The sequence below is a fragment of the Janthinobacterium sp. Ant5-2-1 genome, assembly GCF_001445815.1.
GTDB classification, from domain to species: Bacteria; Pseudomonadota; Gammaproteobacteria; order Burkholderiales; family Burkholderiaceae_D; genus Janthinobacterium; species Janthinobacterium lividum_E.
Genome location: NZ_LNCE01000051.1, coordinates 63,410 through 76,080 on the forward strand (window position 1 = coordinate 63,410; position 12,671 = coordinate 76,080).

Sequence of the window (12,671 nt, forward strand, 5' to 3'; positions counted from 1 at the left end):
CTTACAGCAGAATTTTGCGCATGTCGGCCAGGACTTCGCCGAGGTACACGGAGAATCGCGCGCCCATCGCGCCATCGACCACGCGGTGGTCGTAGGACAGCGAGGTGCCCATCATCAAACGTGGCTGGAAGGCCTTGCCATCCCATACCGGCTTGATCGAGGCTTTCGACAGACCCAGGATCGCGACTTCCGGCGCATTGACGATAGGCGTGAAGTGCGTGCCGCCGATGCCGCCCAGGGACGAGATCGTGAAGCTGGCGCCCTGCATGTCGGCCGGTTTCAGCTTGCCTTCGCGCGCCTGCAGCGACAGCTCCGTCATTTCGCGGGCGATCTGCGAGACCGACTTCTGGTCCGCGCCCTTGATCACCGGTACCACCAGGCCATTCGGCGTGTCGGCCGCGAAGCCGATGTTGTAGTACTGCTTGAGGATCAGGTTCTCGCCCTTGGCGTCGAGCGAGGCGTTAAACGCGGGGAATTTCTTCAGCGCGGCAACGGATGCCTTGATGACGAAAGCCAGCATGGTCAGCTTGGCCGCATCCTTGTTCTTCGCATTGGCCGCATTGGTGTCGACGCGGAACGCTTCCAGGTCCGTCACGTCCGCTTCGTCGAACTGCGTGACGTGCGGGATCATGACCCAGTTGCGGTGCAAATTCGGACCCGAGATTTTCTTGATGCGCGACAGCGGCAGCAATTCGGTCGCGCCGAACTTGCTGAAGTCCAGCGACGGCCATGGCAGCAGATCCAGGCCCACGCCCGAACCGGCTTTGGCGACCGGCGCGTTCGGCGCGGCGACGGCGCCCGACATCACGCCCTTGACGAAGTTCTGCACGTCTTCCTGGGTGATGCGGCCTTTCGGACCGGAACCGCCCACGCGGGTCAGGTCCACGCCCAGTTCGCGCGCGAACTTGCGGATCGACGGCGACGCGTGCGCCAGCTTGCCGTTGACGGCAGGAGATGCAGCGGCGGCAGGGGCAGCAGCAGGTGCTGCGGCAGGCGCCGGTGCCGAAGCGACGGCGGCGGCTGGTGCTGCGGCGGCTTGCGCTGGCGCGGCGGCAGGGGCAGCCGCGGCAGGAGCAGCGCCACCGGTCGTTTCCACGACCAGCACCAGCGAACCCTTGGCAACCTTGTCGCCAACCTTGACTTTCAATTCCTTGACGATACCGGCGTGGCTCGATGGGATTTCCATGCTGGCCTTGTCCGATTCGACCGTCAGCAGCGACTGGTCGACCTTGATGCTGTCGCCGACCTTGACCATCAGTTCGATGACTTCGACTTCCTTGAAGTCGCCGATATCGGGTACGGTCACTTCGACCAGGGCCGGCGCGCCGGCAGGGACGGCAGGTGCTGGCGCGGCCGCAGGAGCGGCGGCAGGTGCAGCTTCAGCGGCAGGTGCTGCAGCCGGGGCGGCAGCGGCAGGCGCCGGCGCCGAGGCGTCGTCCGCCACTTCCAGCAGCAGGACCAGCGAACCTTCGGCGATCTTGTCGCCCACGTTGACTTTCAATTCCTTGACGACACCGGCGTGGCTCGATGGAATTTCCATGCTGGCCTTGTCCGATTCGACCGTGATCAGGGACTGGTCGACCTTGACCGTATCGCCTGGCTTGACCATCAGTTCAATGATCTCGACTTCCTTGAAATCGCCGATATCCGGGACTTTGACTTCCACAATGCTCATAGCTTGCTCCGTTATTTTATTTGTCAGATGGACCCGCACACACGCCAGGGCGGCGCTTTCGCACCGCCCTGGCATCATCGGGTCCGCACAACGATTACTGGGTCACCGGATTCGGTTTGTTCGCGTCGATGCCGTACTTGGCAATCGCCTGCTCCACCACCGACACGTCGATCTTGCCTTCGTCAGCCAGCGATTTCAACGCGGCCACGGTGACATAATAACGGTTCACTTCGAAGAACTCGCGCAGCTTGGCGCGGCTGTCCGAGCGGCCAAAGCCATCGGTACCGAGCACTTTATAAGTGCGGCCCTTCGGCATGAAGGCGCGGATCTGTTCTGCAAACGCGCGCATGTAGTCGGTCGTGGCGACGATCGGGCCGTCCGTATCCTGCATCAGCGACGTCACGTACGGCACGCGCTGCTCCTTCGACGGGTTGACCATGTTCCAGCGTTCCGCATCCTGGCCATCGCGGGCCACCAGGGTCAGCGACGGCGCCGACCACACGTCCGCAGCCACGCCCCAGTCGTTCTGCAGCAATTCGGCGGCGAAGATCGATTCGCGCAGGATGGTGCCGCAGCCGATCAGCTGTACGCGCAGCTTGGCGTCCGCCGGACCTTCCTGCAGCTTGTACATGCCTTTCAGGATGCCTTCTTCCTGGCCTGGCTTGATGCCTGGCTGGGCGTAGTTTTCGTTCATGATCGTGATGTAGTAGAACACATCTTCCTGGTTGGCGATCATGCGGCGCAGGCCGTCCTGGATGATGACGGCGACTTCATGGCTGAAGGTCGGATCGTACGGCATGCAGGTCGGGATGGTCGCGGCGAAGATATGGCTATGGCCATCTTCGTGCTGCAAGCCTTCGCCGTTCAGGGTCGTACGGCCAGCCGTGCCGCCCATCAGGAAGCCGCGGGCGCGCATGTCGGCCGAAGCCCATACCTGGTCGCCGATGCGCTGGAAGCCGAACATCGAGTAGAAGGTGTAGAACGGGATCATGATGCGGTCGTTGGTCGAATACGACGTCGCCGCGGCGATCCACGAGCTCATGCCGCCCGCTTCGTTGATGCCCTCTTGCAGGATCTGGCCAGCCTTGTCTTCGCGGTAGTACATGACCTGGTCTTTGTCGACCGGCTCGTACAACTGGCCTTTCGGGTTGTAGATGCCGATCTGGCGGAACAGGCCTTCCATGCCGAAGGTACGCGATTCATCGACCAGGATAGGCACGACGCGCTGGCCCAGGTTCGGGTCTTTCAGCAGGGTCGAAATGACGCGCACGAACGCTTGCGTGGTCGAGATTTCACGGCCTTCAGGGGTTGCTTCCAGCACGTTCTTGAACGCGTCCAGGCCAGGCACCGGCAGGGTTTCTTCCGCTTTCTGGCGGCGCTGCGGCAGGTAGCCGCCCAGGGCCTTGCGGCGCTCGTGCAGGTAGACCATTTCCGGCGCGTCGTCGGCTGGCTTGAAGAACGGGATGTCGGCCAGCTTGTCGTCAGGGATAGGCAGCGAAAAGCGGTCGCGCATTTCGCGGATGGCTTCATCGTCCAGTTTTTTCGTCTGGTGCGCCGTGTTGCGCGCTTCGCCGGACTTGCCCATGCCGTAGCCCTTGATGGTTTTCACCAGCAGGACGGTAGGCTGGCCCTTGTGTTCCTGGGCGATCTTGAATGCCGCGTAGATCTTGTGCGGATCGTGGCCGCCGCGGGTCAGGCGCCAGATGTCGTCGTCCGTCATGTTGGCAACCATTTCCAGCAGCTTCGGATGCTTGCCGAAGAAGTGCTTGCGCACGTAGGCGCCGTCTTTCGCCTTGTAGTTCTGGTATTCGCCATCGACGGTTTCCATCATCACGCGCTGCAGGATGCCTTCTTTATCTTGTGCCAGCAGGGCGTCCCAGCCCGGGCCCCAGATGACCTTGACGACGTTCCAGCCGGCGCCACGGAATTCGCCTTCCAGTTCCTGGATGATCTTGGTGTTGCCGCGCACAGGGCCGTCCAGGCGCTGCAGGTTGCAGTTGACCACGATGACCAGGTTGTCGAGCATGTCGCGTGCGGCCAGGCCGATCGCGCCCAGCGATTCCGGCTCGTCCATCTCGCCATCGCCGCAGAAGGCCCAGATCTTGCGGTTGTCGGTTTTCGCGATGCCGCGTGCGTGCAGGTATTTCAGGAAGCGCGCCTGGTAGATCGCCATGTGCGGGCCCAGGCCCATCGACACGGTCGGGAACTGCCAGAAGTCAGGCATCAATTTAGGATGCGGGTACGAAGACAGGCCCTTGCCGTCGACTTCCTTGCGGAAGTTCAGCATTTGCTCTTCCGTCAAGCGGCCTTCGAGGAAGGCGCGCGCGTAGACGCCGGGCGACGAGTGGCCCTGGATGTACAGCAGGTCGCCGCCGTGGTCGGCCGTTGGCGCGTGCCAGAAATGGTTGAAACCGATGCCCAGCATGTTCGCCAGCGAAGCGAACGAGGACAAGTGGCCGCCCAGGTCGCCGTCGGCGCGGTTGGCCTTGACGACCATGGCCATGGCGTTCCAGCGCATCCACGAGCGCAGGCGCTCTTCGTATTCCAGGTTGCCGGGACAGTGTGCTTCTTGTTTGGTGGGGATGGTATTAACGTAGGCGGTGGTGCTGGAGAACGGGATCTGGGCGCCGCGGCGGCGGGCCAGGTCAACCATGCGCTCCATCAGGTAATGCGCGCGTTCCGGACCTTCATTTTCCAGAACGGCTTCGAGCGCGTCCAGCCACTCCTTGGTTTCCTGCATATCCGGGTCGGTGCCGATCTGTGTCGTTACCTGGTTCAGTTGAGCTGACATCTGTTGAGTCTCCTTTGTGAACGCCCCACCCCGATTTTCCGGATCGCTGTCGGACGGTATTTCGCTGATTATTTACTATTAAGTCGGTTTAGTGTGGGGATTCTAACAGCGTATTTACTATTTTTCAAATTACGATATAGCATTTCGTATTGTGAAATCACCCTATGAAATTTATGCTGCACTGCCGCAAATTCTGTCCGGAAATTAGCGTGATCAAAGTGCCAAAAACGACGCCAAAACTCCAAGCCCTTGCGCTCCCTACGCCACCAGCACACCCGCAAAACGCATTAACGCCCCAGTCGCCCGCCCAGGCGCTTCGGGCCAAGCAGGCCTGAAAAATGTCGAGGGCAAGGCGCGGCGACGCAGACAGTACGCCAGTACGGCAAGGAGCTGCAACGCCGCCATCGGCATTTTCTCAGGCCCGCGTCTCCGGCCCGCTTTTTAACGTTACGGCATTGGCGCCAAAACCGCCCCTTTGCGCCGCCCGGCTTTATAATCTGTCTTTTCCCTCCCACACAGCCTCCTACCATGCCAGCACAACTGATCGACGGAATCGCCCTCTCCCAAAAACTGCGCAGCGAGATCGCCACGCGCGCCGCCGCCCTCACGGCCAAGGGCACCCAGCCCGGCCTGGCCGTGATCCTCGTCGGCGAAGACCCGGCCAGCCAGGTGTATGTCCGCAACAAGGTCAAGGCGTGCGGCGACGTGGGTTTCCACTCGGTGCTGGAAAAATATGAAGCGGACCTGTCCGAAGCGGACTTGCTGGCACGCATCGCCAGCCTGAATACCGACCCGGCCATCCACGGCATCCTCGTGCAAATGCCCTTGCCAAAACATATCAACCCGCACAAGGTCATCGAAGCGATCGCCACGACGAAAGACGTGGACGGCTATTCCGTCCTGAGCGCAGGCGAACTGATGACGGGCTTGCCCGGCTTCCGCCCGTGCACACCATACGGCTGCATGAAACTGATCGAAAGCACGGGCGTGGACTTGCGCGGCAAGCATGCCGTCGTCATCGGCCGCAGCAACACGGTCGGCAAGCCGATGGCCCTGCTGCTCTTGCAAGCGAATGCTACCGTCACCATCTGCCATAGTGCGACCCCGGACCTGGGCCTGTACACGCGCCAGGCGGACGTGGTCGTGGCCGCCGTCGGCTGCCGCAACACGCTGACGGCCGACATGGTCAAGCCGGGCGCCATCGTCATCGACGTGGGCATGAACCGCGACGATGAAGGCAAGCTGTGCGGCGACGTGGATTTTGCCGGTGTGAAAGAGGTCGCCTCACACATCACCCCGGTACCGGGTGGCGTGGGTCCGATGACGATTACGATGCTTCTCATGAACACGGTAGAGGCTGCCGAGCGCATTTAAGAATCACCGGGGCGGCATGACCGCCCTTTTATATATGGATGGAACCGACGATGAATACCAACCCCCTGCTTGATTTTTCCGGCCTGCCACGCTTCGACGCGATCACGCACGAGCATGTCACGCCTGCCATCGATACCCTTTTGGAACAGGCGCGCGCCACGGTGGCGCAGCTGGAAGCGCCCATGGAAGAAGTGAGCTGGGAAAACTTCGTCGCGCCCCAGGACCAGATCGCCGAAACCCTGGGCCGCGCCTGGAGCATCGTCAACCATTTGAACAGCGTGGTCGATACGCCTGAACTGCGCGCCGCCTACAATGCCAACCTGCCCAAGGTGACGGAATTCTGGACCGAGCTGGGCCAGAACGAAATCCTGTTCGGCAAGTACAAGCAGCTGCAGGCGCGCGCCGATTTCGCCAGCCTGTCGCCGGCGCGCCGCCGCATCGTCGACAATGCCGTGCGCGACTTCCGCCTGGGCGGCGCCGAGTTGCCCGAAGACAAGAAAGAGCGCTTTGGCGCCATCCAGGAAGAACACGCGGCCGTCTCGACGCGTTTTTCCGAAAACGTGCTCGACGCCACCAATGACTATAAATTGCTGGTCGAGAACGAGCTTGACCTGGCCGGCTTGCCGGACGACGTGAAGGCCGCCGCGCGCGCCGCCGCCGAAAAAGCGGGCAAGCAAGGCTACGAATTCTCGCTGCACTTCCCGTCTTATTACCCCATCCTGCAATTTGCCGACAATCGCGCGCTGCGTGAAACCATCTATCGCGCCAACGCCACCAAGGCGTCGGACCAGGGCGACGTGTTCAGCAAGAAAGAGGACTGGGACAACACGCAAAACATCGTCACCTTGTTGCGGCTGCGCAACGAAGAGGCACAACTGCTCGGTTACGCCAATTTCGCCGAAGTGTCGCTCGTCCCCAAAATGGCCACCTCGCCCGCCCAAGTCATCGCTTTCCTGGAAGACCTGGCCAAGCGCGCGCGTCCGTTCGCCGAGAAGGACCTGGCAGAACTGAAACAATTCGCCCGCGAAGAACTGGGCATCGCCGAGCTGCAGGCGTGGGACGTGCCTTACGCTTCGGAAAAGCTGCAGGAGCGCCGCTACGCGTTCTCGGCCCAGGAAGTGAAACAGTATTTCCCTGAACACAAGGTGATCGACGGCCTGTTCCGCCAGATCCAGAACCTGTTCGCCGTCGAGATCAAGCCCGATACGGCACCCGTCTGGCACCCGGACGTGCGTTTTTACCGCATCGAGCGCGACGGCAAGCTGGTCGGCCAGTTCTACCTGGACCTGTATGCGCGCGCAGGCAAGAGCGGCGGCGCCTGGATGGATGACGCGCGCGGCCGCCGCGCCGACGCGCAGCACGTGCAAACGCCGATCGCCTACCTGACCTGCAATTTCACGGAGCCGGCCGTGGTCGACGGCAAGGCTCAGCCTGCCCTGTTCACGCACGATGAAGTCATCACCCTGTTCCACGAATTCGGCCACGGCTTGCACCACATGCTCACCGTCGTCGACGAGCTGGGCGTGTCGGGCATCGCCGGCGTCGAATGGGATGCCGTGGAACTGCCATCGCAATTCATGGAAAACTTCTGCTGGGAATGGGAAGTGCTCGAGCACATGACGGCGCATGCCGCCACGGGCGAGCCGCTGCCGCGCGCGCTGTACGACAAGATGCTGGCGGCCAAGAATTTCCAGTCCGGCTTGCAAACCCTGCGCCAGGTGGAGTTCTCCTTGCTCGACATGCATCTGCACTATGACTACGACGCCAGCACGGGCCAGAGCGTGCAGCAGCTGATCGACGGCGTACGCGCCAAGTTTTCGTTGCTCATCCCGCCTCCGTTCAATCGCTTCCAGAATGCCTTCGGGCATATCTTTTCCGGCGGCTACGCGGCTGGTTACTACAGCTACAAGTGGGCCGAGGTGCTGTCCGCCGACGCCTATGCGGCTTTCGAGGAAGCAAAGGCGCTGGGACCGGCCGCCATTACTGCAGCGGGCAAACGTTACCTGGAAGAAATCCTGTCCGTCGGCGGCTCGCGCCCCGCGCTGGAATCGTTCACGGCCTTCCGCGGCCGCGAGCCAAGCATCGACGCCCTGCTGCGCCACAGCGGCATGGCTGCTTGATCGCCATGAGCCGCGTCGATTTTCACAGCAACGTGCCGGACAAGCTGGCCTACGCCTGCCGCCTGGCGCGCAAGGCCTATATGGCCGGCAACAAGGTCGTCGTGCTGGTGCAGGATGGCGCCCAGCTCGACGCCTTGAACAGCGCCATGTGGACCATTTCCGCCACGGATTTCCTGCCGCACGTGCTGGCGGGCGACCCGCTGGCGGCGCAAACGCCGATCATCCTGACCGATGACGAAACGGCGGAGCTGCCCCATCACGACATCCTCGTCAACCTGTCGCAGCTGCCGCCGGCCATTTACGCGCAGTTCCAGCGCGTCTTCGAGATCGTTTCCATGGATGAGCAAGATGCGCAGGCGGGCCGCCAGCGCTTCCTGCACTACCGCCAGCAAGACGTGCAGCCGACCCACTTCGTGGCAGGCAACTCAGTGGACAAACAATGAGCCAGCAGCCATTCGACCAGGGCATCCCCCTGCTGACGGAGGTGCTGCTGGGGCCGGAAGTGCCCGAGGCCGTCGCGCCCGCTGAGGTGGCGCCTGCCGCCGAGGAAGCGCCGGCGTTGTCGCCTACGGTGGCGCAGCCCGACTGGGATGCCATCGAACAGCGGCTGACGCAGCGCATCCTGCACCAGGTGCAGGGCAAGATCGACCATCTGCTGGAAGAGCGCATCGCCCACGTCCTGCAGACGGCCCTGCAAAACGCCCTGATCGGCATGCGGGGGGCCCTGCGCGAAGACTTGCAGCAGTCGCTGGAGCAGATCGTGGCGCATGCGGTGAGCCATGAGTTGGGCCATCTTCATCCTCCCGTGCAGTAACTGCACGTCTGTCGGCGGCACCATTTCACCCACAGGCAAAAATCTGGGATCAGACCCGACGGGTCTGATCCCGGCATTTCGCAAGCCTGAGCATGCTGCGCAATGTCGGGTTACGCGCTGTGCGCTAACCCGACCTACCCTATTCTCCCTCCCAACGCCATTCTTTGGTGCGCTCGCGCCTGCGAAATTGGTGCATCGCGCCTCACTTTGGTGATTGTTGCGACAAAATGTAAAAAGCCCGAAATGCGGCTTTGCGCCGCCTGTTTTTTGTTGTACCTTTCTTCACACGTACCGCCCCTCGAAGCGGTTTTCACGAGACGCCGCCGTATCTTTATCCATTGGAGAATGTTTATGCTGCTCAAGACCAAAGTCCTTCCTCTCGCCCTCGCCCTCGCTTTTGCCGGCCATGCGGGCGCACAGGAAATCATCAAGATAGGCCACGTCGCCCCGGTCTCTGGCGCCAGCTCCCACCTGGGCAAGGATAACGAGAACGCGGCCAAGATGGCCATCGAGGACTTGAACGCCAAAGGCTTCAAGATCGACGGCAAAGCCGTGAAATTCGTGCTGGTGCCCGAAGATGACGCAGCCGATCCCAAGCAGGGCACGGCCGTGGCGCAAAAGCTGGTCGACGCCAAGGTCAACGGCGTCGTCGGCCACTTGAATTCGGGCACGACGATTCCCGCCTCGCGCATTTACTTCAATGCCGGCATTCCGCAGATTTCGCCGGCCGCCACCAACCCGACATACACCCAGCAGAAATTCAACACGGCCTTCCGCGTCGTCGCCAACGACAACAAGCTGGGCGGCACCCTAGGCTCGTATGCCGTGGGCAAGCTGCAGGCGAAGAAAATTGCCGTCATCGACGACCGCACGGCCTACGGCCAGGGCGTGGCGGAACAGTTCGTCAAGGGCGCCAAGAAGGCGGCGCCCGGCGTGCAAATCGTCGGCAAGGAATTTACCAATGCCAACGCGACGGACTTCAATGCCATCCTGACCAGCATCAAGTCGAAAAATCCCGACCTGATCTTCTTTGGCGGCATGGATTCCGTGGGCGGCCCCATGCTGCGCCAGATGAAGGCGCTGGGCATCAAGGCCAAGTTCATGGGCGGCGATGGCTTGTGCACGGAACCGCTGGGCAAGCTGGCGGGCGACGCCGTGGGCGAAGACATGGTCACCTGCGCGGAAGCGGGCGGCGTGACGGGCGCGCAGCAAAAAGGCATGGACGATTTCCGCGCCCGCTACAAGCAAAAGTACAACATGGAAGTGCAGCTGTACGCGCCGTACGTCTACGATGCCGTGATGACCATGGCCACCGCCATGGCCGACGCCAAATCGTCGAAACCGTCCGTCTACCTGCCCTTCCTGGCCAAGGTGCACTACCAGGGCGTGACGGGGCCGATCTCGTTCGATGCCAACGGCGACATCAAGGATGGCGCTCTGACGCTCTTCACCTATCGGGATGGCAAGAAGACCAAGATGGAAGTGGTCAAGTAAGCGGCTGCGTCGCCACGTAAGCCTGCAAGCCTTCGGCCAGCGCGTCGAAGGTGGCGCGGCAGCGCAGGCTGCCGCGCAAGTCTTCATGCATGGTGATCCAGGTTTCCATCGGTAGCGCAAACGCTTGCGGCAACACGCGCCGCAGGGCTGGATCGCGCGCCGCCAGCCCCGCCTGGCACACGCCGATGCCGGCGCCAGCCCGTATCAGGGCCAGCTGCGCCAGGTCGCTGTCGCTGCGCCAGGCAAAATTTTCCCGCGTAAATCCCTGGAAGGCCGCGCCCGCATTGCGCACGAAGGGGCTCGCCTCGTCGTAGCCGATGACGGCATGGCGCGCCAGGTCCTCCAATGCCAGCGGCGTGCCATGCCGCGCCAGGTAGTCCGCATGCGCATGCAGGCCCAGTTCGATATCGCCCACCTTGCGCGCCACCAGTTGCTCCTGGCGGGGCCTAAGCATGCGCACGGCGATATCCGCTTCCCGGCGCAGCAAATCCTGCACCTTGTTGCTCAATACCAGTTCGATGACCAGGTCCGGATGGCGTGCGCGCAAGCGGGCCAGGATGGGCGGCAGCACTTCCACGCCCACCACTTCGCTGGCCGCGATGCGCACGACGCCGGCCACGCCCTGCCCCTGGCTGCTGGCGGCGCGCTCCATCAGCGCGGCAGTATGTTCCATCGTTTCCGCATGGGGCCGCAGCGCCAGCGCCACTTCCGTGGGTAGCAAGCCCTGCTGGGAACGCGTGAACAGGGTCGCACCCAGCGCCTGCTCGAGCGCGGCGATATGCCGGCCGACGGTCGGTTGCGTGATGGCGAGCGCGCGTGCCGCGCCAGAAAGCGAGCCGTGCTTGAGCACGGCCAGCAGCGAGCGGTAGTATTCCCAGGCAATCGAGGTAGTCATACATAAATGTATAGCCTGTGGTCGATGCTAGTCAATTCCCAATTAGCCTTGCAGGACAGATACTGGCTCAATCAACCACACGGAGGTCATGATGGACAAAACAGCATTGGTACTGGGCGCCACGGGCGGCATCGGCGGCGAGATGGTGCGCCAGCTATTGGCGGCAGGCTGGCAGGTACGCGCCTTGACGCGGGGAGCAACGCCATCGCCACGCGGCGATAACGTCGAGTGGCTGCGCGGCGACGCCCTGTCGCGCGCGGACGTGCTGGCGGCCGCCAAAGGCTGCGCCGTCATCGTGCACGCCGTCAACCCGCCCGGCTACCGCCACTGGGGCCAGCTGGTGCTGCCCATGCTCGACAACACGATTTCAGCAGCGATTGCCGAAAACGCCACCATCGTGCTGCCCGGCACCGTGTACAACTTCGGCCCCGACGCCTTCCCCGTGCTGGCGGAAGACGCGCCGCAATGCCCGCTCACGCGCAAGGGCGCCATCCGCGTGGAACTGGAAGCGCGGCTGGAGCGGGCCAGCACGCAGGGCGCCAGGGTCATCATCGTGCGCGCGGGCGACTTCTTCGGCCCCCGCGCCGGCAATAACTGGTTTTCGCAGGGTCTGGTAAAACCGGGCCAGGGCGTGCGCAGCGTGCTGTATCCGGGCGCGCCCGGCGTGGGCCACCAGTGGTCCTACCTGCCCGACGTGGCGCGCACGATGGTCCAATTGCTGGCCATGCGCGCCACCTTGCCCCCGTTCTCCCGGTTTCACATGGCCGGCCACTGGGACCACGACGGCCGGCAAATGACGGGGGCGATTGCACGTGTGGTGGAACAAGCGACAGGAGACAGGCCCGCCATCCGGCGTTTCCCGTGGTGGCTGGTGACGCTGGCGTCGCCGTTCGTGGCGACCCTGCGCGAAATGCGCGAGATGCGCTATCTGTGGCAAACGCCTTTGTGCATGGAGAATGCGCGGCTGCTGGCCGTGCTGGGCCAAGAGCCGCATACGCCGCTCGACGAGGCGGTGCGGGCGACATTGGAAGGCATGGGCAATCTGCAAAAGGTGGCGGGCAAAAAAAACGCGCCGGGATTGCCGGCGCGCTAATTGCTGGTACTGCGGCACAGATTATTTCTGTGCCAGTACCCATTTGACCAGGGTGTGGGCTTCAGCATCGCTCACTTGCGGGTTCGCTGGCATCGGGATCGCGCCCCAGGTGCCGGAACCGCCCTTCATGACTTTCGCCACGAGCTTGTTTTCAGCGTCTTTCTGGCCAGCGTACTTGGCAGCCACGTCCTTGAACGCAGGGCCCACCAGTTTCGTGCTCACTGCGTGGCAAGCCATGCAGTTTTTTGCTTTCGCCAGGTCCGGATTGGCCAACGCTGCTTGCGATGCCAGAGCCGACACGGTCAATACACTCACCAACATAAAACGTTTCATTGTCTTTTCTCCAAAGTTACTTCCTGCGGCATTTTACTGTGTTTCCGCAGATGCACTACGAGCCCAGATCAAGCGTTTCAAT

10 protein-coding genes are annotated in these 12,671 nt (G+C 62.5%); 6 read left to right on the top strand and 4 right to left on the bottom strand.

What is annotated here, in order from left to right:
* Window position 1: 1 nt before the first annotated feature.
* Window positions 2–1,675 carry a dihydrolipoyllysine-residue acetyltransferase gene (gene aceF / locus ASN89_RS17320; RefSeq protein WP_058050143.1) on the bottom strand — a complete coding sequence of 558 codons (1,674 nt, stop codon included), beginning with the start codon at window positions 1,673–1,675 and terminating at the stop codon, window positions 2–4.
* Between the two features lie 94 nt (window positions 1,676–1,769).
* A complete protein-coding gene (aceE, locus tag ASN89_RS17325) occupies window positions 1,770–4,466 on the bottom strand; it encodes a pyruvate dehydrogenase (acetyl-transferring), homodimeric type (protein ID WP_058050144.1) in 2,697 nt (898 codons plus the stop codon).
* Window positions 4,467–4,994: 528 nt separating this feature from the next.
* Here aceE and folD point away from each other — a divergent pair.
* From folD to ASN89_RS17350, 5 genes are all read left to right on the top strand, one after another.
* Window positions 4,995–5,840: a bifunctional methylenetetrahydrofolate dehydrogenase/methenyltetrahydrofolate cyclohydrolase FolD gene (folD, locus tag ASN89_RS17330; protein ID WP_058050145.1), complete on the top strand. Its 846-nt coding sequence runs from the start codon at window positions 4,995–4,997 to the stop codon at window positions 5,838–5,840.
* 50 nt (window positions 5,841–5,890) lie between these two features.
* A complete protein-coding gene (locus ASN89_RS17335; protein WP_058050146.1) occupies window positions 5,891–7,960 on the top strand; it encodes a M3 family metallopeptidase in 2,070 nt (689 codons plus the stop codon).
* 5 nt (window positions 7,961–7,965) lie between these two features.
* Complete coding sequence (locus ASN89_RS17340; protein ID WP_058050169.1) at window positions 7,966–8,403, top strand: DNA polymerase III subunit chi; 438 nt, start codon at window positions 7,966–7,968, stop codon at window positions 8,401–8,403.
* Window positions 8,400–8,774 carry a hypothetical protein gene (locus ASN89_RS17345; protein ID WP_058050147.1) on the top strand — a complete coding sequence of 125 codons (375 nt, stop codon included), beginning with the start codon at window positions 8,400–8,402 and terminating at the stop codon, window positions 8,772–8,774. The genes ASN89_RS17340 and ASN89_RS17345 overlap by 4 nt, the downstream gene beginning before the upstream one ends.
* Before the next feature lie 351 nt (window positions 8,775–9,125).
* On the top strand, window positions 9,126–10,268 hold the full coding sequence (locus ASN89_RS17350) for a branched-chain amino acid ABC transporter substrate-binding protein (protein WP_058050148.1): 1,143 nt from the start codon (window positions 9,126–9,128) through the stop codon (window positions 10,266–10,268).
* Here the strand turns inward: ASN89_RS17350 and ASN89_RS17355 are convergent.
* Window positions 10,261–11,163, bottom strand: a complete 903-nt coding sequence (locus ASN89_RS17355) for a LysR family transcriptional regulator (RefSeq protein ID WP_058050149.1) — start codon at window positions 11,161–11,163, stop codon at window positions 10,261–10,263. The two genes, ASN89_RS17350 and ASN89_RS17355, sit on opposite strands and share 8 nt — an antisense overlap.
* A gap of 88 nt (window positions 11,164–11,251) precedes the next feature.
* Here ASN89_RS17355 and ASN89_RS17360 point away from each other — a divergent pair, with 88 nt between their 5' ends.
* On the top strand, window positions 11,252–12,256 hold the full coding sequence (locus ASN89_RS17360; RefSeq protein ID WP_058050150.1) for an NAD(P)H-binding protein: 1,005 nt from the start codon (window positions 11,252–11,254) through the stop codon (window positions 12,254–12,256).
* 21 nt (window positions 12,257–12,277) lie between these two features.
* On the opposite strand, the gene ASN89_RS17365 is transcribed toward ASN89_RS17360, so the two are convergent.
* On the bottom strand, window positions 12,278–12,589 hold the full coding sequence (locus ASN89_RS17365; protein WP_034747381.1) for a c-type cytochrome: 312 nt from the start codon (window positions 12,587–12,589) through the stop codon (window positions 12,278–12,280).
* Between the last annotated feature and the right edge of the window lie 82 nt (window positions 12,590–12,671).

Excerpts from the sequence above, each read along its gene's own strand:
- aceF (WP_058050143.1), bottom strand. The coding sequence starts at position 1,675 with ATGAGCATTGTGGAAGTCAAAGTCCCGGATATCGGCGATTTCAAGGAA.
- aceE (WP_058050144.1), bottom strand. The coding sequence starts at position 4,466 with ATGTCAGCTCAACTGAACCAGGTAACGACACAGATCGGCACCGACCCG.
- folD (WP_058050145.1), top strand. The coding sequence starts at position 4,995 with ATGCCAGCACAACTGATCGACGGAATCGCCCTCTCCCAAAAACTGCGC.
- ASN89_RS17335 (WP_058050146.1), top strand. The coding sequence starts at position 5,891 with ATGAATACCAACCCCCTGCTTGATTTTTCCGGCCTGCCACGCTTCGAC.
- ASN89_RS17340 (WP_058050169.1), top strand. The coding sequence starts at position 7,966 with ATGAGCCGCGTCGATTTTCACAGCAACGTGCCGGACAAGCTGGCCTAC.
- ASN89_RS17345 (WP_058050147.1), top strand. The coding sequence starts at position 8,400 with ATGAGCCAGCAGCCATTCGACCAGGGCATCCCCCTGCTGACGGAGGTG.
- ASN89_RS17350 (WP_058050148.1), top strand. The coding sequence starts at position 9,126 with ATGCTGCTCAAGACCAAAGTCCTTCCTCTCGCCCTCGCCCTCGCTTTT.
- ASN89_RS17355 (WP_058050149.1), bottom strand. The coding sequence starts at position 11,163 with ATGACTACCTCGATTGCCTGGGAATACTACCGCTCGCTGCTGGCCGTG.
- ASN89_RS17360 (WP_058050150.1), top strand. The coding sequence starts at position 11,252 with ATGATGGACAAAACAGCATTGGTACTGGGCGCCACGGGCGGCATCGGC.
- ASN89_RS17365 (WP_034747381.1), bottom strand. The coding sequence starts at position 12,589 with ATGAAACGTTTTATGTTGGTGAGTGTATTGACCGTGTCGGCTCTGGCA.